The 22400-nt window shown below is 67.8% G+C and carries 19 protein-coding genes and 6 tRNA genes; 11 read left to right on the plus strand and 14 right to left on the minus strand.

Going from position 1 to position 22400, the window contains the following annotated elements; genetic code table 11:
- Positions 1–54: 54 nt before the first annotated feature.
- The 9 genes from purF to CDN99_RS24875 all read left to right on the plus strand — a co-directional run bounded on the left by purF (position 55) and on the right by CDN99_RS24875 (position 5284).
- A complete protein-coding gene (purF, locus tag CDN99_RS24835) occupies positions 55–1566 on the plus strand; it encodes an amidophosphoribosyltransferase (protein ID WP_088387878.1) in 1512 nt (503 codons plus the stop codon).
- Positions 1566–2822: an O-succinylhomoserine sulfhydrylase gene (locus CDN99_RS24840; RefSeq protein WP_088387880.1), complete on the plus strand. Its 1257-nt coding sequence runs from the start codon at positions 1566–1568 to the stop codon at positions 2820–2822. Before purF ends, CDN99_RS24840 begins: the two co-directional genes overlap by 1 nt.
- Positions 2819–4267 carry a glutamate--tRNA ligase gene (gene gltX, locus CDN99_RS24845; RefSeq protein WP_088387882.1) on the plus strand — a complete coding sequence of 483 codons (1449 nt, stop codon included), beginning with the start codon at positions 2819–2821 and terminating at the stop codon, positions 4265–4267. The genes CDN99_RS24840 and gltX overlap by 4 nt, the downstream gene beginning before the upstream one ends.
- A gap of 135 nt (positions 4268–4402) precedes the next feature.
- Positions 4403–4478 (plus strand) — tRNA-Ala (locus tag CDN99_RS24850).
- A gap of 43 nt (positions 4479–4521) precedes the next feature.
- Positions 4522–4597 (plus strand) — tRNA-Glu (locus CDN99_RS24855).
- A 171-nt stretch (positions 4598–4768) separates the two neighbouring features.
- Positions 4769–4845, plus strand: a tRNA-Asp gene (locus CDN99_RS24860).
- A 47-nt stretch (positions 4846–4892) separates the two neighbouring features.
- A tRNA-Ala gene (locus CDN99_RS24865) sits at positions 4893–4968 on the plus strand.
- Positions 4969–5030: 62 nt separating this feature from the next.
- A tRNA-Glu gene (locus CDN99_RS24870) sits at positions 5031–5106 on the plus strand.
- Positions 5107–5207: 101 nt separating this feature from the next.
- A tRNA-Asp gene (locus CDN99_RS24875) sits at positions 5208–5284 on the plus strand.
- 195 nt (positions 5285–5479) lie between these two features.
- Here the strand turns inward: CDN99_RS24875 and CDN99_RS24880 are convergent.
- Positions 5480–5815 carry a helix-hairpin-helix domain-containing protein gene (locus CDN99_RS24880; RefSeq protein ID WP_088387884.1) on the minus strand — a complete coding sequence of 112 codons (336 nt, stop codon included), beginning with the start codon at positions 5813–5815 and terminating at the stop codon, positions 5480–5482.
- A gap of 8 nt (positions 5816–5823) precedes the next feature.
- Positions 5824–6501 carry a transcriptional repressor LexA gene (lexA, locus tag CDN99_RS24885; protein ID WP_088387886.1) on the minus strand — a complete coding sequence of 226 codons (678 nt, stop codon included), beginning with the start codon at positions 6499–6501 and terminating at the stop codon, positions 5824–5826.
- Positions 6502–6610: 109 nt separating this feature from the next.
- Here lexA and CDN99_RS24890 point away from each other — a divergent pair, with 109 nt between their 5' ends.
- The gene (locus CDN99_RS24890; RefSeq protein ID WP_088387888.1) at positions 6611–7549 is read left to right on the plus strand and encodes an asparaginase; all 939 of its coding nucleotides are present in this window, start codon (positions 6611–6613) and stop codon (positions 7547–7549) included.
- 124 nt (positions 7550–7673) lie between these two features.
- Here CDN99_RS24890 and CDN99_RS24895 read toward each other — a convergent pair whose 3' ends face one another.
- The 12 genes from CDN99_RS24895 to queF all read right to left on the minus strand — a co-directional run bounded on the left by CDN99_RS24895 (position 7674) and on the right by queF (position 18521).
- On the minus strand, positions 7674–8108 hold the full coding sequence (locus tag CDN99_RS24895) for an organic hydroperoxide resistance protein (protein ID WP_088387890.1): 435 nt from the start codon (positions 8106–8108) through the stop codon (positions 7674–7676).
- A gap of 53 nt (positions 8109–8161) precedes the next feature.
- On the minus strand, positions 8162–8689 hold the full coding sequence (locus tag CDN99_RS24900) for a MarR family winged helix-turn-helix transcriptional regulator (RefSeq protein WP_088387892.1): 528 nt from the start codon (positions 8687–8689) through the stop codon (positions 8162–8164).
- A gap of 192 nt (positions 8690–8881) precedes the next feature.
- The gene (locus CDN99_RS24905; protein WP_088387894.1) at positions 8882–10885 is read right to left on the minus strand and encodes an ABC-F family ATP-binding cassette domain-containing protein; all 2004 of its coding nucleotides are present in this window, start codon (positions 10883–10885) and stop codon (positions 8882–8884) included.
- Positions 10882–11751: a 50S ribosomal protein L3 N(5)-glutamine methyltransferase gene (prmB, locus tag CDN99_RS24910; protein WP_088387896.1), complete on the minus strand. Its 870-nt coding sequence runs from the start codon at positions 11749–11751 to the stop codon at positions 10882–10884. Before prmB ends, CDN99_RS24905 begins: the two co-directional genes overlap by 4 nt.
- The gene (gene dapE / locus CDN99_RS24915; RefSeq protein ID WP_088387898.1) at positions 11748–12899 is read right to left on the minus strand and encodes a succinyl-diaminopimelate desuccinylase; all 1152 of its coding nucleotides are present in this window, start codon (positions 12897–12899) and stop codon (positions 11748–11750) included. Before dapE ends, prmB begins: the two co-directional genes overlap by 4 nt.
- Before the next feature lie 54 nt (positions 12900–12953).
- Positions 12954–14111: a PilT/PilU family type 4a pilus ATPase gene (locus CDN99_RS24920; protein WP_088387900.1), complete on the minus strand. Its 1158-nt coding sequence runs from the start codon at positions 14109–14111 to the stop codon at positions 12954–12956.
- A 127-nt stretch (positions 14112–14238) separates the two neighbouring features.
- Positions 14239–15057: a 2,3,4,5-tetrahydropyridine-2,6-dicarboxylate N-succinyltransferase gene (dapD, locus tag CDN99_RS24925; RefSeq protein WP_088387902.1), complete on the minus strand. Its 819-nt coding sequence runs from the start codon at positions 15055–15057 to the stop codon at positions 14239–14241.
- 88 nt (positions 15058–15145) lie between these two features.
- Positions 15146–16375, minus strand: coding sequence for a succinyldiaminopimelate transaminase (dapC, locus tag CDN99_RS24930; protein WP_088387904.1), 1230 nt, complete (start codon positions 16373–16375; stop codon positions 15146–15148).
- A gap of 88 nt (positions 16376–16463) precedes the next feature.
- Complete coding sequence (locus CDN99_RS24935; RefSeq protein ID WP_088387906.1) at positions 16464–16886, minus strand: DUF5615 family PIN-like protein; 423 nt, start codon at positions 16884–16886, stop codon at positions 16464–16466.
- Positions 16883–17560: a DUF433 domain-containing protein gene (locus tag CDN99_RS24940; protein ID WP_088387908.1), complete on the minus strand. Its 678-nt coding sequence runs from the start codon at positions 17558–17560 to the stop codon at positions 16883–16885. The genes CDN99_RS24935 and CDN99_RS24940 overlap by 4 nt, the downstream gene beginning before the upstream one ends.
- Before the next feature lie 87 nt (positions 17561–17647).
- Positions 17648–18073: an SET domain-containing protein gene (locus CDN99_RS24945; RefSeq protein WP_238139696.1), complete on the minus strand. Its 426-nt coding sequence runs from the start codon at positions 18071–18073 to the stop codon at positions 17648–17650.
- 16 nt (positions 18074–18089) lie between these two features.
- Positions 18090–18521, minus strand: a complete 432-nt coding sequence (queF, locus tag CDN99_RS24950) for a preQ(1) synthase (protein ID WP_088387985.1) — start codon at positions 18519–18521, stop codon at positions 18090–18092.
- Between the two features lie 352 nt (positions 18522–18873).
- On the opposite strand from queF, the gene smc reads away from it, so the two are divergent.
- Positions 18874–22386, plus strand: coding sequence for a chromosome segregation protein SMC (gene smc / locus CDN99_RS24955; protein ID WP_088387910.1), 3513 nt, complete (start codon positions 18874–18876; stop codon positions 22384–22386).
- Positions 22387–22400 lie beyond the last annotated feature (14 nt).

Here is a 22400-nt window from a genome sequence, read left to right on the forward strand (position 1 = left end):
GCGTTCCGGCCACCATCGTTCCAAGATCGTTTTCAGAGCATTGAAGGATTAGGCATGTGCGGCATCGTCGGTGTGATTTCCAAGGCGCCGGTCAACCAGCTGATCTATGACGCGCTGCTGCTGTTGCAGCATCGCGGCCAGGACGCGGCCGGCATCGTCACCATGCAGGGCAACAAGTGCTTCATGCACAAGGCGCGCGGCATGGTGCGCGACGTCTTCCGCACCCGCAACATGCGGGGGTTGCCCGGCAACGTCGGTCTCGGCCAGGTGCGTTACCCCACGGCTGGCAACGCCTACAGCGAGGAAGAGGCGCAGCCGTTCTACGTCAACGCCCCCTACGGCATCGTGCTGGTCCACAACGGCAACCTGACCAACGCGCATGCGCTGAAGGAGGAGCTGTTCGAGGTCGACCGCCGCCACATCAACACCGAGAGCGACACCGAGGTCCTCATCAACGTGCTGGCCCACGAGCTGGAGCGCGCCGGCCGCGAGCTGCCGCTGACGCCCGCGTCGGTGTTCCAGGCGGTGAGCGCCGTGCACAAGCGCATCAAGGGCTCCTACGCGGTGATCGCGCTGATCGCGGGCCACGGCCTGCTGGCCTTCCGCGACCCCTACGGCATCCGCCCGCTGTGCTTCGGCCAGTCGGCCGACGGCGAGGTCATGGTCGCCAGCGAGAGCGTCTCGCTCGAAGGCACCGGCCATCAACTCACGCGCGACGTCGCCCCCGGCGAGGCGCTGTTCATCGACACCTCCGGCACCGTCCACACGCAGCAGTGCGCGGAAACCTCGGTGCTGAACCCCTGCATGTTCGAGTTCGTCTACCTGGCGCGCCCGGATTCGGTGATGGACGGCATCTCGGTGTACCAGGCCCGCCTGAACATGGGCGAGACGCTGGCCCAGCGCCTGATCTCGACCATCCCGCCCAGCGAGATCGACGTCGTCATCCCGATCCCGGAATCGAGCCGCCCGTCCGCGATGCAGCTCGCGCACCGCATCGGCAAGCCGTACCGCGAGGGCTTCGTCAAGAACCGCTATGTCGGCCGGACCTTCATCATGCCGGGCCAGTCCACGCGCAAGAAGTCGGTGCGCCAGAAGCTGAACGCGATCGGCCTGGAGTTCAAGGGCCGCAACGTGCTGCTGGTGGACGACTCCATCGTGCGCGGCACGACCTCGAAGGAGATCGTCCAGATGGCCCGCGAGGCCGGCGCCAACAAGGTCTACCTGGCCTCGGCGGCGCCGCCGGTGCGCTTCCCCAACGTGTACGGCATCGACATGCCGACCTCGGAGGAGCTGATCGCCCATGGCCGCTCCATCGAGGAGATCCGCCAGTTCATCGGCGCCGACGCGCTGATCTACCAGGACGTCGACGCGATGAAGCGCGTCGTGGCCCAACTGCGCCCGGGGCTGAACGGCTTCGAGGCGTCCTGTTTCGACGGCCAGTACATCACCGGCGACGTGTCGGCGGAGGACTTCGCGACCATGCAGGCGCAGCGCAAGTCCCAGCCCGAGGAAGAGGACCTGCCGGCGCGCAGCCGCCTGGCCTTGCAGAGCGGCGGAGACCAGTGATGGGCGCGGACAGTCCATCGACCAAGAAGGGCGGCATCCCGCGCGTCGAGCTGCCGGCCGATGCCCGGCTCGACACGCTGGCCGTGCGCGAGGGCCTGCCGGCGACGCCGTGGGGCGAGAACTCCGAGGCGCTGTTCCTGACCAGCTCCTTCGTGCATCCGGACGCGGCCACCGCCGCGCGCCGTTTCGCCAACGAGGAGGAGGCCTTCGTCTACAGCCGCTTCTCCAACCCGACCGTCATGATGATGGAGCGCCGCCTGGCGGCGCTGGAGGGCACCGAGGCCTGCATCGCGACCTCGTCCGGCATGTCCGCAATCATGCTGCTGGTGATGGGGCTGCTGAAGTCCGGCGATCACGTGGTGTGCTCGCGCTCGGTGTTCGGCTCCACCATCAAGCTGCTGCAGGGCGAGTTCGGCAAGTTCGGCGTCCAGACGACCTTCGTGTCGCAGACCGACCTGACCGAATGGAAGGACGCGTTGCGGCCCAACACCCGGCTGCTTTTCGCCGAGACGCCGACCAACCCGCTGACCGAGGTCTGCGACGTCGCCGCGCTGGCCGAGATCGCGCACGGGCACGGCGCGTTGCTGGCGGTCGACAACTGCTTCGCCTCGCCGGCGCTGCAGCAGCCGGCGAAGATGGGCGCGGACTTCATCATCCACTCCGGCACCAAGTACCTGGACGGGCAGGGCCGTGTGATCGCGGGCGCGATCTGCGCGTCGACCCGGTTCGTCGACGAGGTCTTCACGCCGGTGATGCGTTCGGTGGGCATGTCGCTGTCGCCGTTCAACGCGTGGGTCGTGCTCAAGGGCATGGAGACGCTGTCGGTGCGCATGAAGGCGCAGACCGCCAGCGCCGCGACGCTGGCCGCCTGGCTCGAGGCGCATCCGGCGATCGAGCGCGTTTTTTACCCCGGCCTGAAGTCGCACCCGCAGCATGAGCTGGCGATGCGTCAGCAAGGCGGGCAGGGCGGGGCGGTGGTGTCCTTCATCGTCAGGAGCGACGCCGAGCGGCCCGACGACCGGGGGCGCTCCGCGGCCTTCCATGTCATCGACCAGACGACGATCTGCTCGATCACCGCCAACCTCGGCGACACCAAGACCACCATCACCCATCCGGCCAGCACCTCGCACGGGCGCCTCACCGAGGCGCAGCGCCAGGCGGCCGGCATCACGCAAGGCCTGATCCGCGTCGCGGTCGGCCTGGAAGACATCGAAGACATCCGGGCCGACCTGGCCCGCGGCTTGAATTCCCTATGACGACTCCGAACCTGAACACGACTTCGACGCCCGCGACCCCGGTCCGCACCCGCATCGCTCCCTCGCCCACGGGCTTCCTGCACCTGGGCACGGCGCGCACGGCGCTGTTCTCGTGGGCCTATGCGCGGCACTTCGGTGGCCAGTTCGTGCTTCGCATCGAAGACACCGACGTGGCGCGCTCCACGCAGGATTCGGTCGAGCAGATCCTGGCCTCGATGAGCTGGCTGGGGCTGGACTACGACGAGGGACCGGTCTACCAGATGCAGCGTCTGGCGCGCTACCACGAGGTGGTGGAGCAGATGATCGCCGCCGGCACCGCCTACCGCTGCTACTGCACGCCCGCGGAGCTGGACGAGATGCGCGAGGCCCAGAAGGCCCGCGGCGAGAAGACCCGCTACGACGGCCGCTGGCGCCCCGAGGCCGGCAAGACGCTACCCGCGATCCCGGCCGGCGTGAAGCCGGTGGTGCGCTTCAAGAATCCGGTCGACGGCGACGTGACCTGGCACGACCTGGTCAAAGGCCCGATCACGATCAACAACCGCGAGATCGACGACCTGATCATCATGCGTCCCGCCGACGCGGCGTCGGATGCGGATGCGCTGGGCGTGCCGACCTACAACTTCGCCGTCGTCGTCGACGACTGGGACATGGCGATCACGCATGTCTTCCGCGGTGACGAGCACATCAACAACACGCCCTGGCAGATCAACATCTTCAACGCGCTGGGCGCGCCGCTGCCGGCCTTCGGGCACATCCCGGTGATCCTGGGCGACGACGGCTTGAAGCTGTCCAAGCGCCGCGGCGCGGTCAGCGTGACCGCGTACGAGGAGAACGGCTACCTGCCCGAGGCGATGCTGAACTACCTGTCGCGCCTGGGCTGGAGCCATGGCGACGACGAGCTCTACAGCGTGGAGCAACTGGTGTCGTGGTTCGACGGCGGCCACATCTCCAAGAGTCCCGCGCAATGGGATCCGGCCAAGCTGGAATGGGTCAACGCGCACTACATCAAGCAGGCGCCGGACAGTCGCCTGGCGACGCTGGTCAGCGCGCAACTGGCCAGGCGCGGCCTGCCCGTGCCGGAGCGCCTGGAAGCGCTGTGCGCCTTGTTCAAGGACCGCTGCAGCACGACCGTGGCCATCGCGGACTGGCTGGCGATGTACGTCGCGCCGGTCACGCCGTCCGACGAGGACCGCGCCGCGCACCTGACCGATGCCATCAAGCCGGCGGTGCTGGCGCTGGCGGACAAGCTGGAGACGGCGGCGTGGGACAAGGCCTCGATCAACGCGGCGATCAAGGAAACCATCGCCGCGTTCGGCCTGAAGATGCCGCAGCTGGCCATCCCGGTGCGGGTGCTGGTGTGCGGCCGCACGCAGACGCCGTCGGTGGATGCGGTGCTGGAACTCTTCGACAAAGAAATTTTGTTGAACCGCTTGCGTTCCGTTTAAATCCCGATCTATACTCTCGTTCTCGCTTGAACAGCGCGGCACCAAAACGGTCCCGGTGCAAGGCGAATCGAAAACGGGGAGCGAAAGCTCCCCGACAAGATTCGGACCCGGCAAAAGGATTGGACAGGATGCTCCGGGGGTATAGCTCAGCTGGGAGAGCGCTTGCATGGCATGCAAGAGGTCAGCGGTTCGATCCCGCTTACCTCCACCAAGAGATTCTCTTCGTGGCGCGCGGTTCAAGAGAAGAAGGTTCAGTCCCCTTCGTCTAGAGGCCTAGGACACCACCCTTTCACGGTGATTACAGGGGTTCGAATCCCCTAGGGGACGCCAAGTCATCGAACTTGGTTACTCGCCAGAGATTGAGCGACAAATCGAGATTCTTTCGAAAATCGATTTGATCGACGTCAAAATCAGGTATAGTAACGAAATCGATCGCAATGACGACAATGTCGTGATTGCGGCAGTAAAAATTGATGCAATGACCGAAAGGTCGGCGTATCTGGAGTGGTAGTTCAGTTGGTTAGAATACCGGCCTGTCACGCCGGGGGTCGCGGGTTCGAGCCCCGTCCACTCCGCCAACACAGTTGAGACTCGGGCGGCGTACCGATTCGATGCGAAAGCATTCGGGGGTATAGCTCAGCTGGGAGAGCGCTTGCATGGCATGCAAGAGGTCAGCGGTTCGATCCCGCTTACCTCCACCAGATTTTCTTCGGGAATGACGGACGCAAGGTACGCGCGGTTCGAGTCGCAACAAGAAGGTTCAGTCCCCTTCGTCTAGAGGCCTAGGACACCACCCTTTCACGGTGATTACAGGGGTTCGAATCCCCTAGGGGACGCCAAGTTTGACAAGGCTTGGCTGCACGACGATCCAGCAATGGATTGGATGAGGCAGCGAAACTTGTTCGCAAATGATATCGATGCGCTCAACAGCATCGTATCTGGAGTGGTAGTTCAGTTGGTTAGAATACCGGCCTGTCACGCCGGGGGTCGCGGGTTCGAGCCCCGTCCACTCCGCCAACATTAAAACCCTGTCGATGCAAATCGGCAGGGTTTTTTCTTTGGCGCGAAGAATTTCCTGAAACCTGTTCAGGCCGCCGCATTTCCGGGGTATGTCGATCGGCGGGTATCTAGGGGCGCAAGGGCGGCGCAACCTCATGATTGCATCGAGTATGCGATGCGGGCTTCCCTTAACTGGTAATCAGGTGCCGGCAATCAGATGCCGGGATACTGCGCCTTGCGTTGGGGCGTATATCGCCACCAATCTCGTGGCGCGGCGCCATTCATGAAGTCGACCGCGGCCATGAAGGTATCCAGGACGCAGGGGTCGTGACGTTGCATCGTCAATGTGCATAGCCGTTGATATAGCGCGAACGCATCCGCGCCGACCAGATCATCGGGTGTGCGAATACCCAACAACCCGAAGTCCTTCACCATCGCCGGCCCGACATTGGGGATCTGCCGCAACTGCTGGCAGTCCTCGGCGGAAGCGGCCTTGGTCGCTGCCTTGGCGGCCGGCCAAAGCGCCGTTCCAGTGGAGGACTTCGGCATCGCGTCGCTCAATGGAAGCCGGCGCGGATCAGGCCCACGGCCAGGCCTTCGATCGCGAAACTCTCATCGTCGGCGGGCACCTCGATCGGCTCGAAGTCCGAGTTCTCCGGCAGCAGCCGGATACCGCCCGCATGACGTTGGAAACGCTTCACGGTGACCTCGTCGCCGATGCGCGCCACAACGACCTGGCCATTGCGCGCCTCGCTCGTTTTCTGCACCGCCAGCAGGTCGCCGTCGATGATGCCGATGTCCTTCATGCTCATGCCTTTCACGCGCAGCAGGAAGTCCGGCGCTCGGGAGAACACGGCGGGGTCGACGCTATAGTGCTGCTCCACATGTTCCTCCGCGAGGATGGGGGAGCCCGCCGCGACGCGGCCCACCAGCGGCAACGTCAATTGCGCCAGATGGGGAAGGGGCAGCGAGAACTGGCTGTGCTCTCGGGCCCGATTGACCTGGCGCAGCGTGGGCGTCGGCAGGCGGATGCCGCGGGCCGTGCCGCCCACCAGCTCGATCACGCCCTTGCGGGCCAGGGCCTGCAGGTGTTCCTCGGCGGCGTTGGCGGAGCGGAAACCGAGCTGCTGCGCGATCTCCGCCCGAGTGGGGGGCGAGCCGGTGCGCTCGATGCTGTCGCGAACCAGGTCGAGGATCTGCTGTTGGCGGGCGGTGAGTTTCGGCGGTGTGTCCACGAGCGGCCTTTATGTAGAGCGATGGGAATCCTCATCAGCATCGCCCGTATGTTCGGAACGAGCCTGAGTATCCATCCAGCATCTGTATTTTTATCCAGGAGACGGCAAATTGCAAAGCGCGGGTCAAACCATCGTCATCATCGGCACCGGCGGCACGATCGCGGGCGCGTCCGGTAGCGCCACGGACAACGTCGGCTACACCGCCGGCCAGTTGTCGGTGGCGTCGCTGGTGGCGGCGATTCCCGCGCTCGCCGCGCAGCCGCTGGAGGCTGAGCAACTGGCGCAACTCGACAGCAAGGACATGGACCACGGGACCTGGGCCCGACTGGCGCGACGGGTGCAGGAGCACCTCGATCGCCCGGAGGTCCGCGGCATCGTCATCACGCATGGCACCGACACGCTGGAAGAGACGGCCTACCTGCTGCAGCGCGTGCTCGCGCCCGGCAAGCCGGTGGTGCTGACGGCGGCCATGCGGCCCGCGACGGCGATCCAGGCCGACGGGCCGCAGAACCTGCTCGACGCAGTGGCAGTCGCCGGCGCGGACGGCGTGCGCGGCGTGGTCGCCGTGGTGGCTGGGCAGGCGTGGTCCGGCCTGGAGGTGCGCAAGGTGCACAGCTACCGGTTGGATGCCTTCGAGGCTGGCGCCGATGCCGGGCCGCTGGCGGTGGTGGAGGAGGGCCAGCCGCGCCGCTTCCGCGACTGGCCGGCGGGCGATGCGCTCGGCGCGTCGCTGCTGCCCGAGGACGCGTCGGCCTGGCCTTGGGTGGAGGTGCTCGGCAGCCATGCCGGCGCGGATGCTCGCGCGCTCGATGCGTGGCGCGCGGCCGGCCTGCAGGGGCTGGTGCTGGCCTGCACGGGCAACGGCACCTTGCACCGTGCGCTCGAAGCGTCGGTGCAGACGCTGACCGATGCGGGCGTGCCGGTGTGGCGCACGACGCGTTGCGCGCAAGGGCGCATCGTCGGTGCGGCCGGGGGGGCCGCCGCGGCGCTGTCGCCGTGGGCGGCGCGCATCGAGCTGATGCTGGCGCTGCTCGCCAAGCGGCGCTGACGGCGCGACGAGTCGCCATCGCGCGCCCATGAAAAAAGCGCCGCATCGCGGCGCTTTTTCGTTTCCGGGCACCTCTTCGATCACGCAAGGCCTGACCCCGCGCGATCGAATCGGTGGCCGTGGTTCAGACCACGGTCAGCGTGACGTCGATGTTGCCGCGGGTGGCGTTCGAGTACGGGCAGACCTCGTGGGCGGTCGCGACCAGCGTTTCCAGCTGCGAGCGATCCATGCCCGGCACCGAGATCTTCATCGCCACGGCGATGCCGAAGGCACCCGGCTTGTCGGCGTGCGGGCCGATGGAGACGTCGCTGGTGATCGACACTTCCGCCGGCAACTGGATCTTCTGGCGGGCCGACACGGCCTTCATCGCGCCGATGAAGCAGGCCGAGTAGCCGGCCGCGAACAGCTGTTCCGGGTTGGTGCCGTTGCCGCCCGCGCCGCCGAGTTCCTTCGGCGTGGACAGTTCGACCTTCAGCGCGCCGTCGGACGATTGCGCGGTGCCGGCGCGGCCGCCGGTGGCAGTGGCGGTGGCGGTGTAGAGGGCTTTTTCGATGGCCATGTGGCGCTCCTTGGTGGGTGAGGGGTGAGACGGGGTGTCGATGGGTGCCGCGGTCATTCCGCGGCGGGGTCGCGGGCGATGTGGTTCAGCACATTGCTCCGCAATTCGTGCAGGCGTCGCGTCAGTGTCTGAAGCTCCTGCGGTTGGCAGGCGCTGGCGCAAGCCAGTTCCTGAGGAATCGAGACCGCCTGTTCGCGCAGGGCGCGACCCGCGGCCGTCAGGTGAATCTCGACGCGGCGCTCGTCCGAGGCATTGCGGCGGCGCTCGATCAGATCTTGCGCCTCCAGCCGCTTCAACAGTGGGGTCAGCGTGCCGGAATCCAGGCTCAGGCGTTGCCCCAGCTCGGACACGCCGGGACCGTCGGACTCCCACAGCACCAGCATCACAAGGTATTGAGGGTAGGTCAGGCCCAACGGAGCCAGCAGCGGCTTGTAGAGACGGGTCATCGCCAGCGAGGTCGAATACAGCGCGAAGCACAGCTGCACGTCGAGCTGCAGCCAGTCGATCGTCGCAGCGGCCGACGTCGCGTCGACCGCCGACGTGGCGTCGCGGGACCGGGAAGAGGCGTTGTCGTTCGGCATGGACGAGAATGTAGCGAGCAATTCAATTGCACGCAATCGAAATGGTCTTTCGCGGCGGTTGAGAGCAGCTATCGCCGACCTCGACCTCGACCTCGCCGCCCGTCTCCAAGTCGGCAAGAGAAGCCGGCCCCAAGAAAAAACGCCCCGGACGAGTGTCTCGGGGCGTTGTCTTGTCCGCGTCGAGCGCGGTGATCAGCCGGCTGCCTGCATCGCGTCGATCTGCTCGCTCAACGCCAGCCAGCGCATCTCGGCCGCTTCCTGCTCGTCGCCGATCGCCTTGAGCCGCTTGCCGGCATCGGCGATCTGCGCCGGCGACAGACCGGCGCCCGACAACTGCGCCTCGAGCGACGCGCGTTCCGAGGTCCACGCCTTCATCTTCGCGTCGATCTGGTCCATCTCCTTGCGCAGTGGGCGGGTCTGCTCGGCGATCTTCTGGCGTGCCTGGCCGCTGACCTTGCGGTCCTCGCGCTTGACCGGCGCTGGCGCGGCGACCGGGGCCGCGGCCGGCGCGGGCGGTGGCGCGGCCGGCTCGGCGGCAGGCAGGCCGGCATCGCGGCGCGCCTGCTGCCTGGCCATTTCCTTGGCCAGCTTCGCCGCTTCCTTGGACTGGTCCAGCAGCCACTTCTGGTAGTCGTCCAGGTCGCCGTCGAACGGGCCGACCTTGCCGCCGGCCACCAGCCAGAACTCGTCGCAGACCTCGCGCAGCAGCGCACGGTCATGGCTGACCAGCATCACGGTGCCCTCGAACTCGTTGAGCGCCATCGACAGCGCCTCGCGGGTTTGCAGGTCCAGATGGTTGGTCGGCTCGTCCAGCAGCAGCAGGTTGGGGCGCTGCCAGACCAGCATCGCCAGCACCAGCCGCGCCTTCTCGCCGCCGGACAGGCTGCCGACCTCCTGGTTGACCATGTCGCCGACGAAGCGGAACTGGCCGAGGAAATCGCGCAGCTCCTGTTCGCGGGCGCCCGGGCTGACCTCCTTGGCCAGCCGGATCATGTGCATCAGCGGGCCCTCGTCGGGCCGCAGCACGTCCATCTCCTGCTGGGCGAAATAGCCGATCGACAGGCCCTTGCCCTCGGTGATCGTGCCGCCCATGGCGCGCTGCATGCGCGCCACCGTCTTCACCAGCGTCGACTTGCCCTGGCCGTTCGCGCCCAGGATGCCGAAACGCTGGCCGGCCAGCACCGAGCGGTCGATGCCGCGGACGATGATCTTCTCGCCCTCGTCGGTGTCATAGCCCACCGCGACGTTGTCAAACATCAGCATCGGGTTGGGCAGGTTCAGCGGCTCGCGGAACTCGAAGCTGAAGTCGGCGGAGGCCAGCACCGGCGCCAGCTTCTCCATCCGCTCCAGCGCCTTGACGCGGCTCTGCGCCTGCTTGGCCTTGCTGGCCTTGGCCTTGAAGCGGTCGATGAACTTCTGCAGGTGGGCGACCTTGTCCTGCTGCTTGGAATAGGCCGCCTGCTGCTGCTCCATGCGCTCGGCGCGCATCATCTCGAAGGTGGTGTAGTTGCCGCCGTAACGCGTCAGCTTGGCCTCGTCCAGATGCAGCGTGACCTTGGTGATCGCGTCCAGGAACTCGCGGTCATGGCTGATGATGAGCAGCGTGCCTTCGTAGCGCTGCAGCCAGGCTTCCAGCCAGACCAGCGCGTCCAGGTCCAAGTGGTTGGTGGGCTCGTCCAGCAGCATCAGGTCGGCCGGGCACATCAGCGCGCGCGCCAGCTGCAGGCGCATGCGCCAGCCGCCGGAGAAGCTGTTGACCGGCGCATCGACCTGCGCGCCCTTGAAGCCCAGGCCCATCAGCAGCGCCTGCGCGCGGGCGCGGGCGTCGAAGACACCGGCGTCCATCAGCATGCCGTGCGCCTCGGCGATCGCGTGGCCGTCGCCGGACGCATCGGCCTCTTCCAGCGCCCGGTTCGCGGCCATCAGGCGGATGTCGCCTTCCAGCACGAAGTCGGTCGCGGGCATGTCCGTCTCGGGCATGTGCTGGGCGACCTCGCCGACCGCCCATTGGCGGGGGATGGACACCTCGCCCTTGTCGCTCTGCAGACGGTCGGTCAGCAGCGAGAACAGGCTGGACTTGCCGGCGCCGTTGCGGCCCACCAGGCCGATCTTCTCGCCCGGCTGCAGGGTGACGCTGGCGTCGTTGAGGACGATCTTGGTGCCGCGGCGCAGCGTGACATCGCGCAAGGTGATCATGCGAGCTCCTTCAGCGCTTCGCGCGTCAGCAGCAGGACCTGGTCCTCGCCCGCCGAAGTGTCGAGCCACGCGGCCTCCAGGCGCGGGAAGGCGGCTTCGAAGAACTCGCGCTCGTTGCCGATCTCCAGCACCAGCACGCCGTGTTCGGACAACTGGGCCGGGGCCTCGGCCAGCAGCTTGCGGATGAAGTCCATGCCGTCGGCGCCGCCGGCCAGCGCCAGCGCGGGCTCGGCGCGGTACTCGGCGGGCAGGGCGTCCATCGACGCGCTGTTCACGTAGGGCGGATTGCACAGGATCAGGTCGTACGGACCTTGCGCCGGCGCCAGGCCGTCCCCCTGCAGCAGGCGGATGCGGTCGCCGAGTCCATGCCGCTCGACATTGATCTTCGCGACGGCCAGCGCGTCCTCGCTCAGGTCGATGGCGTCGACGCTCACGTCGGGCCAGGCCATCGCGGCCAGCACGGCCAGGCTGCCGTTGCCGGTGCACAGGTCCAGCACGCGGGTGGTGTGCTCCGAGAGCCAGGCGTCGATCGTGGTTTCGGCCACCAGCTCGGCGATGAAGCTGCGCGGCACGATCGTGCGTTCGTCGACGTAGAACGGCACGCCCTGCAGCCACGCCTCGCGTGTCAGGTAAGCGGCCGGCTTGCGCGTGGCGATGCGCTCGCCGACGAGCGCTTCGACCTGCGCGCGGGCGGCGTCGTCGACCGGGTCGGTCTCATGGTCGCCCAGCGTGTGCAGCGGCAGGTCCAGCTTCCACAAGGTGAGCCAGGCGGCCTCGTCGAACGCGTTCGTCGTGCCATGCCCAAACGAAACGCCCGCCTCGTGGAGGCGGGCGGCCTGGGCCTCGATCAATTCCAGCAAAGTCACAGCAGCAAATTCTCCAGGGTGCGTCGGTAGATGCGCGTCAACGGCGCGATCTGGTCCAGCGGCACGTATTCGTCGATCTTGTGGATGCTCGCATTGAGCGGTCCGAATTCCACCACTTGCGGGCAGAGCTTCGCGATGAAACGACCGTCGGATGTCCCGCCGGTCGTCGAAAGTTGGGCGGTCACGCCGGTTTCGGACGCGATGGCGGCGCCGATCGCCGCGGACAGCTCACCCACCGGGGTCAGGAAGGGCTCGCCCGACAGCGTCCAGTCTAGAACGACCTCCAGCCCGTGACGGTCGAGCAGCGCCCGCACGCGCCGGCGCAGCGATTCTGGCGTCGATTCGGTCGAGAAACGAAAGTTGAAGTCCACCGCCAGTTCGCCGGGGATCACGTTGCCGGCGCCGGTGCCGGCGGCGATGTTGGAGATCTGGAAGGTCGTCGGCGGAAAGTGATCGTTGCCGCCGTCCCATTCGGTGACGGCGAGCTCCGCCAGCGCCGGCGCCGCCTGATGCACCGGGTTGCGCGCCAACTGCGGATAGGCGACGTGGCCCTGCACGCCGATCACGCGCAGGCGCCCCGACAGCGATCCGCGACGACCGTTCTTGACGGTGTCGCCGAGCCGCTCGACCGAGGTCGGCTCGCCGACGACGCAATAGTCCAGCCGCTGGCCGCGCTGGCGCAGGCGCTCCACGCAGACGACGGTGCCGTCGCGCGCCGGGCCTTCCTCGTCGCTGGTCAGCAGGAAGGCGACGCTGCCGGCGTGGCCGGGGTGGCGCGCCACGAAGTCCTCGGCCGCGACGACCATGGCCGCCAGCGAGGTCTTCATGTCCGCCGCGCCGCGCCCGAAGAGACGGTCGCCGCGGACGGTGGGCACGAACGGGTCACTGGTCCACCGGGCGAGGTCGCCGGTGGGCACGACGTCGGTATGGCCCGCGAAGACCAGCACTGGGCCGTCGGCGGACGTGCCGCGCCGCAGCGCCCACAGGTTGTGGACGCGCGCGCCGTCCGGGCCGCTGTCCATCCGCTCCAGGTCGAAGCCGGCGGCGGCCAGGCGGGCGCCGATCAGCTCGAGGCAGCCGGCGTCATCCGGCGTCACCGATGGCCGGGCGATCAGCTGTTCGAGCAGGGGCAGCGTCAGGTCGTCCATGAAATAGGCAGGCAGGCCATCGTGCGGGGCAGGGGGCGAATGGGGCGGGCCGGGTTAAACGTCCAGCGTGATGGAGGTGAAGGTGGCCGCGTCGTTGGCGGGCTCTTCCTTCTTCTGCGCGCCAGGGCCGCCGGGCTTGATGCCGGGGCCGTCGTTCTGTAGTCGCCAGAGCAGGTTGGTCGGCGAGTCGGCGAAGGCCAGGCCCTCCTCGCGGGTGATCGTGCCCTCGGTGATGAGCTGCGCGAAGTGTTCCTCGAAGCTCTGCGAGCCCTCGGCGATGGACTTCTCCATCGCCTCCTTGACGCCCGCGAAGTCGCCTTGCTCGATCAGCTCGGCGATCAGCTTGGTGTTGAGCAGGATCTCGGTGACCGGCACGCGGCCGCCGGCGGCCGCGCGCACCAGGCGCTGGGAGACCACCGCCTTCAGGCCGGCGCCCAGGTCGTTGAGCATCGCCGGGCGGGACTCCGGCGTGTAGAACGACATGATCCGGTTCAGCGCGTGATAGCTGTTGTTGCCATGCAGCGTCGCGACGACCAGGTGGCCGGACAGCGCGTAGGAGATCGCGGCGGTCATCGTCTCGCGGTCGCGGATCTCGCCGATCAGGATGCAGTCCGGGGCCTGGCGCAGCGCGTTCTTCAGCGCGATCTGCAGCGATGCGGTGTCGCGGCCGACCTCGCGCTGGTTGACCAGCGAGCGCTTGTTGGTGAACAGGTACTCGAGCGGATCCTCGATCGTCAGGATGTGGCCCGACATCGTCTGGTTGCGGTGCTCCAGCATCGAGGCGAGCGTGGTGCTCTTGCCGGTGCCGGTGGCGCCGACCATCAGGATCAGGCCGCGCTTCTCGGTGATCAGCTTGCCCAGGATGGGCGGCAGGCCCAGGCTGTCCAGCGTCGGGATCACATGCGGGATGTGGCGGAACACCGCCGCGATCGAGCCGCGCTGGCGGAAGCCCGACAGCCGGAAGCTGCCCACCTTGGGGATGGACACCGCCATGTTGAGCTCGCCGTTGGTGTCGAGCTCGGTCATGTGGCTGGGCTCGATGACTTCCGAGATCAGCGCGCGCGGCTGCGCCGGCGTCAGCAACTGGTCCGACAGTTGCAGCATCTGCCCGTTGATCCGGATCAGCACCGGCATGTTGGCCGACAGGTAGGTGTCGGAGGCGCCCTTCTCGGCCATCAGCCGCAGGATGCGTTCCATGTTTCCGGTGCTCATCTCCGTCCCTTCCTGGTCGACGTCTCAGCGTCGGATCGTATGCGGTCCGCCGCCCTGGCGGTCCGCGGTGGCGGTCTGTCCCCACCCCGCTGAGCCCGGCGCGCCGGCCGGCGGGGAGGGGCCGGACTCAGGCGCGCAGCAGCTCGTTGATGCTGGTCTTGGCGCGGGTGCCGGCGTCGACCTTCTTCACGATGATGGCGGCGTACAGGCTGTACTTGTCGCTCTTGGGCAGGCTGCCGCTGATGACGACGGAGCCGGCCGGGATGCGGCCGTAGCTGACGGTGTCAGTCTCGCGGTCGTAGATCGGGGTGCTCTGGCCGATGTAGACGCCCATCGAGATGACCGAGTTCTCCTCGACGATCACGCCCTCGACGACCTCGGAGCGGGCGCCGATGAAGCAGTTGTCCTCGATGATGGTCGGGTTGGCCTGCAGCGGCTCCAGCACGCCGCCGATGCCGACGCCGCCGGACAGGTGGACGTTCTTGCCGATCTGCGCGCAGGAGCCGACGGTGGCCCAGGTGTCGACCATCGTGCCCTCGTCGACGTAGGCGCCGATGTTCACGTAGCTGGGCATCAGCACGACGTTGCGGGCCATGAAGCTGCCGCGGCGCGCGACCGCCGGCGGCACGACGCGCACGCCGGTGGCGCGCAGTTGCTCGTCGCTGAGATGGCCGAACTTGGTCGGGACCTTGTCGAAGAAGGTCATGTCGCCGGCGCCCATCTGGCGGTTGTCGTTCAGGCGGAACGACAGCAGCACGGCCTTCTTGACCCACTGGTGCACGGTCCATTCGCCGACGGCCTGGCGCTCGGCCACGCGCAGCGTGCCGGCGTCCAGGCGGGCGATGACGTCGTCCACGGCGGCGCGCACGTCGGGGCTGTTGGCCGGGGTCAGGTTGGCGCGGCCTTCCCAGGCGAGGTCGATGATCGATTGCAGGTCTTGCGTCATGGCGGTTCCGGAAAGGGTCGGAGGAGTCGGAAAGATCGAAGAAGAATCTGGCGGGCTTGCGGGAGCGCGGGCGCCGGACCGGTGACGGTCAGGCGCGTTGCTTGGCGAACTGCGCGATGCGGTGGGCCGCTTCCAGGCACTCGGCCTGTTCGGCCACCAGCGCGAGCCGGATGCGGCCCGCGCCCGGATTGACGCCGTGCGCTTCGCGGGCCAGCAGGCTCCCGGGCAAAACGCCGACATTGTATTGAGCGAGCAGATCCTGGGCGAAGCCAATATCGTTACCGTCTGGCACGGCGGCCCACAGGTAGAAACCCGCGTCGGGCAGGGCGACGTCCAGCACCTCGGCCAGCACCGGTGTCACGGCCGCGAACTTGGCGCGGTACTGCGCGCGGTTGGCGACGACATGGTCCTCGTCGTTCCAGGCGGCGACGCTGGCGGCCTGGATCATCGGGCTCATGGCCGAGCCGTGATAGGTGCGGTAGAGCAGGAAGCGCTTGATCCAGGCGGCGTCGCCGGCGACGAAGCCGGAACGCATGCCCGGCACGTTCGAGCGCTTGGACAGGCTGGTGAACGCGATCAGGTTGCGGAAGTCCGGGCGACCGAGCCGCGCCGCGGCCTGCAGGCCCGACAGCGGGGCGGCGTCGGGACCGTCGCGGAAGTAGATCTCGGAGTAGCACTCGTCCGACGCGATCACGAAGCCATGGCGGTCGCTGAGCTCGAACAGCGTCTTCCATTCCGACAGCGGCATCACCGCGCCGGTCGGGTTGCCGGGCGAGCAGACGTACAGCAACTGCGTGCGGGCCCAGGTCGCGTCGTCGATCCGGGACCAGTCGGCGGCGAAGTTGCGGGCCGGATCGGAATTCGCGAACGCGGGCGTGGCGCCGGCCAGCAGCGCGGCGCCCTCGTAGATTTGATAGAACGGATTGGGGCAGACGACGGTGGCGCCGGGGCGCGACGGGTCGATCACCACCTGCGCCAGCGCGAACAGCGCTTCCCGCGAGCCGTTGACCGGCAGGATCTGCGTGGCCGGGTCCAGGCTCAATGCGTAGCGGCGCTGCAGCCAGGCGGCGATCGCCTCGCGCAACTTGGGCTCGCCGGCAGTGGCCGGGTAGCTGGACAAGCCCTTCAGGTTGGCCATCAGCGCGTCCTCGACCAGCTTGGGCGCGGGGTGCTTGGGCTCGCCGATGCCAAGCGAGATGGCGCGGTAGTCAGGGTTCGGGGCGATGCCTTGCGTCAGGGCGCGCAGGCGCTCGAACGGGTAGGGGTTCAGCAGGGCCAGTCGTGGATTGACCGGAGGCGTGGCAGGGGTCGTGCTCATGCAAGGAATCATAGGCGGGCGGGGCTGTCGGTCCCTTACTTACGTCGACAACGGAGGGTTGCGCATGGGACGTAAGGTGCGCGGATGGTCAGCCTGCGGGGATGGCGTAGCGATGCCATCGCACCGACTCGTCGGGCATCAGAAAGACATCGAGCGCTTGATTCACCAGGTCGGCGCCGTGCGAGGCGATGAGATCCAGCGTGTACTCGAACAACGCCACCTGCAGCGCCTTGGTCAGCGGGGCCTCCGAGTTCAGGCAAACCAGCCCGGCATGGATCGGCTGCCTGGCGTGTTCGCCGCCGAGGTCGTCCGGTCCATTGCCTCGAAAGTCGATCGAGTTCCGTGTGACCAGCGTGAAGTCTTCGGCCACCACGCGCTCGATCAGTTGATGGTCCTTCATGCCTGACCAGCCCCGGTCGCGCACGCAAGTGGAGGCCACATGCCCCGCTCGTATCGCGATGTTGACGAGCGCTGGCGACAGGCATTCATCGATCAGGAACTTGAGGATCATGAGCGCCGCAGCTTCAGCCTGCCGGTGCCGCTGCTGATGAGTTTGGCAGTCGAGCGAGCATCTGACGGCTGCCGCGGACGCCCCCGTCGCGGATGCACGGCGCTGTAGATGCGGGCGGCGTCGATGTGGGCCTCCGTCAGGAACGGATAGTCCACCTGGATGCTGGCGGGGTCTTCTCCGCTGTCGAGGGTCGCGAGGACGGCGTCGATGGGTACGCGCGTGTGCATGAAGCATGGCGTGCCGCCCAGGATCTCGGGATCCGAGATCACCAGCCGATCCGCGTTGTCGACATCCTTGGCACGGCTCGTCGCCTCGGCCACGAAGCTGGAGATGTCGATCACCACGCCGTGGCCGGGCAGGACCACGATCCAGTCGACGTCATGCGGCACCAGCCGAAGCCCGAAGAGCTGCTCCCGGGACTTGGACCGTTCGACGCGGGCCGTGAGATCCGCCAGCACCTGTTTCCGCGTCGCGGCCTGCAACACGGCATCGTTCGCGAAGAAGAACCGCGCGTACGCGGCCAGGATGCGGGCCACCCGGCGGACGCTCCCATCGCGCTGGAACAGCGAGTCCGGCACGAGGTGCTCATCCACGAGCCGGTTCACCTGGCCCGCGGTCACATCACCGATGTACGCGACTTCGGCGGCCGGAACATAGGGGAGTGGCATGCTCATGATTAATCCTTCCGAATCTTCGGAAGATATATTGAAAGCAGGCCGGGGTCAAGAAAACGGGGGGCTTGGGTGGGGTGGAGGGGGGGCTCACAGCGCGCCGCGACAGCCCACGGCCCCGCAGCGGCAAGCCAATCGCCCCTCGTGATGCGTCACCCCGTAGTCGACGGTGATCTCCTCGCCCGGGGCGATCGCTCGTAGCGCGAAGAAGCTGATCTCGCCGTCCTCGACCTGGATGCGGGCGTTGGGCTGGCAGCTGTGATTGGTGAAGCGCATCGCGTCGTGCGACCGGCTCGCGTCGATCGCGCGCGACGGGGAGAGCTCCACCAACATCAGCCGCCGGCCTTCCTGCGCGCGGCGGCGGGCCTCGGCGACGGTGATGGAGGCGCCGGTCAGCAGGCCCAGCTTCGTGCCGGGCGGGATGGTCTCGCCCGCGAAGACGCCGTAGCCATCGATGCGGCTGCGCTTGAGCGCGACCGCGACGAACTGCGTGGCGGCGTCGTAGGCGAGGGCCATCCGGGGCGACGCCCGCTCAGCGCAGCAGGCCGGATTCGAAGCCGTGCGCCGGCAGGTCGACCGCCGGCAGCGGCTTCCAACCCTTCTTGCGATGCTCGGCCACGACGTTCGTGTAGATGCCGCCGCGCACGTACCACTTCGCGGTGATGCGGATGAAGCGCGGGTTCGTCACCTTCACGATGTCCTCGAGGATCGTGTTGGTCACCTTCTCGTGGAACGCGCCCTCGTCGCGGTAGCTCCAGAAGTACATCTTCAGGCTCTTCAGCTCGACGCAGTACTCGTCCGCGATCATGTCGATCGTGAAGTGCGCGAAGTCCGGCTGGCCGGTCAACGGGCAGTGGCAGGTGAACTCGGGAATCTGGAACTGGATGACGTAGTCCCGCTCCGGCGCCGGGTTGGGGAAGACGTGGATTTCCTTGCTGGGGCGGCTCGGCGGATTGGGCGGCATCTCGCGCATCTTGGGCGCGTCGGCGGTGGCGGCCTTGATCGGCGCAACGGTCTTCAGCGCCTTGGACGCCTTCGGTGCCTTGGAAACCTTCACGGAAGACGAGGAGGCGGCAGCCGACGCGGCCGGCTTGGCGGGGGTGTTCTTGGCCATGGGAGCGGGGATTGGGTTCTTGAGCCGGACAGGTCGCTGCTTCAGAGGGCGGCGCAGGCCGGAAGACGAAGGGCGCGATGGTATCATCCGCCGCGAACAGAGCGCCCCTTCAAGGGGCGTTTCCACAATCAAATCAAAGGCTTAGCTACGATCGGCGGCGCGTTGCGGGGCCTCCCGCGGCGGCCCCGGTCCGAACGTCTCGATGCGACTGAACTCGATCAAGCTCTCGGGCTTCAAGTCCTTTGCCGATCCCACCAACTTCCAGTTGCCGGGGCAACTGGTCGGCGTGGTCGGGCCGAACGGGTGCGGCAAGTCCAACATCATGGACGCGGTCCGCTGGGTGCTGGGCGAAAGCAAGGCCAGCGAGCTGCGCGGCGAGTCCATGCAGGACGTGATCTTCAACGGCTCGGGCAACCGCAAGCCGGCGAGCCGCTCCAGCGTGGAACTGGTCTTCGACAACGCCAGCGCCCGCGCCGGCGGCCAGTGGAACCAGTTCACCGAGATCGCCGTCAAGCGCGTGCTCACGCGTGAAGGCACCAGCAGCTACTTCATCAACAACCAGCCGGTGCGGCGCCGCGACGTGCAGGACGTGTTCCTGGGCACCGGCCTGGGCCCGCGTGCCTACGCCATCATCGGCCAGGGCACCATCAGCCGGATCATCGAGTCCAAGCCCGAGGAACTGCGCATGTTCCTGGAGGAGGCCGCCGGGGTCTCCAAGTACAAGGAGCGCCGCCGCGAGACGGAGCTGCGCCTGCGCGACACGCGCGAGAACCTGACCCGCGTCGAAGACATCCTCCGCGAGCTCAACGCCAACCTGGAGAAGCTGGAGCGTCAGGCCGAGGTCGCCGCCAACTACCGCAACCTGCAGGACCAGGGCACGCTGAAGCTGCATCAGCTGTGGTTCCTGAAGCATCGCGACGCCTCGGGCGAGGCCACGCGCGTGAAGGCCGAGCACCTGGAGGCCGTCAACGCGCTCGAAGCCAAGATGGCCGAACTGCGCCAGCTCGAGGCCGAGCTGGAAACGATCCGCCAGTCCCATTACGCCGCCGGCGACGACCTGCACGCCGCGCAAGGCCGCATGGCCGAGGCGCAGATGGAGGTGAGCCGGCTGGAAGAGCGCATCCGCTACGTCGTCGAGGGCCGCCAGCGGCTGGAGCAGCGCCTGGTCGAGCTGCAGGCGCAGAACCAGCAATGGCAGGAACGCGCCGAGCAGGCCCAGCTGGACCTGGACGACGTCGCCACCCAGATCGCGCAGGCCGAGGAGCAGAGCGAGATCCTGGCCGCGCAGGCCGAGGACCAGGCGATGAAGCTGCCCGAGGTCGAGGACCAGTTGCGCGCTGCGCAAGGCCGCGCCAACGAGCAGCGCACCCAGGTCACGCAGGTGCAGCAGCAGATCCAGGTGCTGGCTGCGGAGAGCCGCAGCGTCGACGAGCAATTGAAGGGCCTGCGCGGACGTCGCGACCGGCTGGCGCAGGAACGCCAGGGCCTGGCCGCGCCGCAGCACGACAAGCTCGACGAGGTGAAGCGGCTGTCGGTGGCCGCCGACGAGCAGCAGGCCGTCGCCGACGCGCGCCTGGGCGAGCTCGCCGAAGCCACCCCCGCCGCGGACGAGGCACGCCAGCACGCCCAGCAGGAATCGCAGCGCCAGGCGGCCCGCCTGACCGACATCGTGGCGCGTCTGACCGCCTTGCGCGCGCTGCAGGAGAAGGTGCAGACCGAGGGCAAGCTCAAGCCCTGGCTGGCCAGGCACGGGCTGCAGGACATCAAGGGCCTGTGGACGCAGCTCCACATCACGCCGGGCTGGGAGAACGCGCTGGAAGCGGCGCTGCGCGAGCGCATGGGCGCGTTGTCGGTGGGCCGGCTGGAGACGGTGCAGGCCTTCGCCACCGATCCGCCGCCGGCGCGGCTGGCCTTTTATTCGCTGCCCTCGGGCGACATCGCCAACACGCATCGCGCGCTGGCGCCGCTGAGCGATCTGCTCAAGCTGGAGTCCGGCGGCCTGAAGGCGCTGATGAACGACTGGCTCGAAGGCGTCTATACCGCCGAGTCGATCGCGCAGGCGCTGTCCCAGCGTCCGCAATTGAGCCACGGCGAGGTCATCATGACCCGCGAGGGCCACGCGGTGAGCCAGTTCGCCGTCAGCTTCTACGCCGCCGACTCCGAGACCGCCGGCCTGCTGGCCCGCGCGCAGGAGATCGAGAACCTGGAGCGCGAGCAACGCGCCCAGACGCTGATCGCCGACGAGGCCCGCGCCCAGGCGATCCGCGCCGAGGCCGCCTACACCGATGCCGCCCAGCGGCTGGCCGTGCTGCGCCGCGAGGCCACCGAGACGCAAGGCCGCGCGCATCAGCTGCAGGTGGAGCTGCTGCGCCTGGCGCAGCAGACCGAGGCCGCCGTCGCGCGCCGCACGCAACTGGACGACGAACTGGCCGAGATCGACGGGCAGGTCGAGGCGCTGCTGGAGCGCCGCATGGAAGGCGAGGCCCGTTTCGAGGAGCTCGACCAGCAGCTCGCGACGACGCAGGAGCGGCACGCGGAGCTCGACGAGGCGGTGATCCTGGGCGAGCGCAAGGTCGCCGAGGCCCGCGAGCATCAACGCGTGCTGGAGCGCCGCGCGCAGGAGGCGGTCTTCAGCGCCCGCGCGCTGGCGGCCAAGCGCGGCGAGCTGCAGCGCAGCATCGAGACCTCGCGCCAGCAGGTGCAGGTCAACGAGCAGACCGTGCAGAACATGGCGCGCGAGCGCGCCGAGCTCGACGACGCCGCCGCGCAGGCCGGCCTGCAGGACGCGCTGGCGCTGAAGATGGAGCGCGAGCTGGCGCTGGCGCTGGTCCGCGCCAGTTACGACGACCTCAGCCTGCGCCTCAAGCGCAGCGAGGAGCAGCGCATGACGATCGAGCGCGCCCTCGATCCGCTGCGCGAGCGCATCACCCGGTTGCAGCTCGACGAGCAGGCGGCCGCCCTCGGCGGCCAGCAGTACATGGAGCAACTGGCCGCCGCCGGCGTGGACCTGGCGGTGCTGGCCAAGGGCATCGAGGACGGCGGCGTCAAGCTCTACGGCCTGCAGGGCGAGATCGACCGCATCACCCGCGACATCGCGGCACTGGGGGCGGTCAACCTCGCGGCGTTGGACGAGCTGGGCGCGGCGCGCGAGCGCAAGACCTTCCTGGACTCGCAGTTCGGCGACCTGACCAGCGCGATCACGACGCTGGAGGACGCGATCCACAAGATCGACCTGGAGACGCGCGACCTGCTGGCCACGACCTTCAACCAGGTCAATGAACACTTCGGGCGCATGTTCCCCAGCCTGTTCGGCGGTGGGCAGGCCAAGCTGGTGATGACCGGCGACGAGATCCTGGACGCCGGCGTGCAGGTGATGGCGCAGCCCCCGGGCAAGAAGAACTCCACCATCCACCTGCTGTCGGGGGGCGAGAAGGCGCTGACGGCGATCGCGCTCGTGTTCGCGATCTTCCAGCTCAATCCGGCGCCGTTCTGCCTGCTGGACGAGGTGGACGCGCCGCTGGACGATGCCAACACCGAGCGCTATGCGCGGCTGGTGGCGGAGATGAGCAAGATCACGCAGTTCCTCTTCATCTCGCACAACAAGATCGCGATGGAGATGGCCGAGCAATTGATCGGCGTGACGATGCAGGAACAGGGCGTGTCGCGCATCGTGGCGGTGGACATGGAGTCCGCGCTGGCGATGGCGGAGCAATGACGGCGATGAACGTG

It is taken from the genome of Roseateles aquatilis (assembly GCF_002205645.1).
Lineage (GTDB): Bacteria > Pseudomonadota > Gammaproteobacteria > Burkholderiales > Burkholderiaceae_C > Roseateles > Roseateles aquatilis.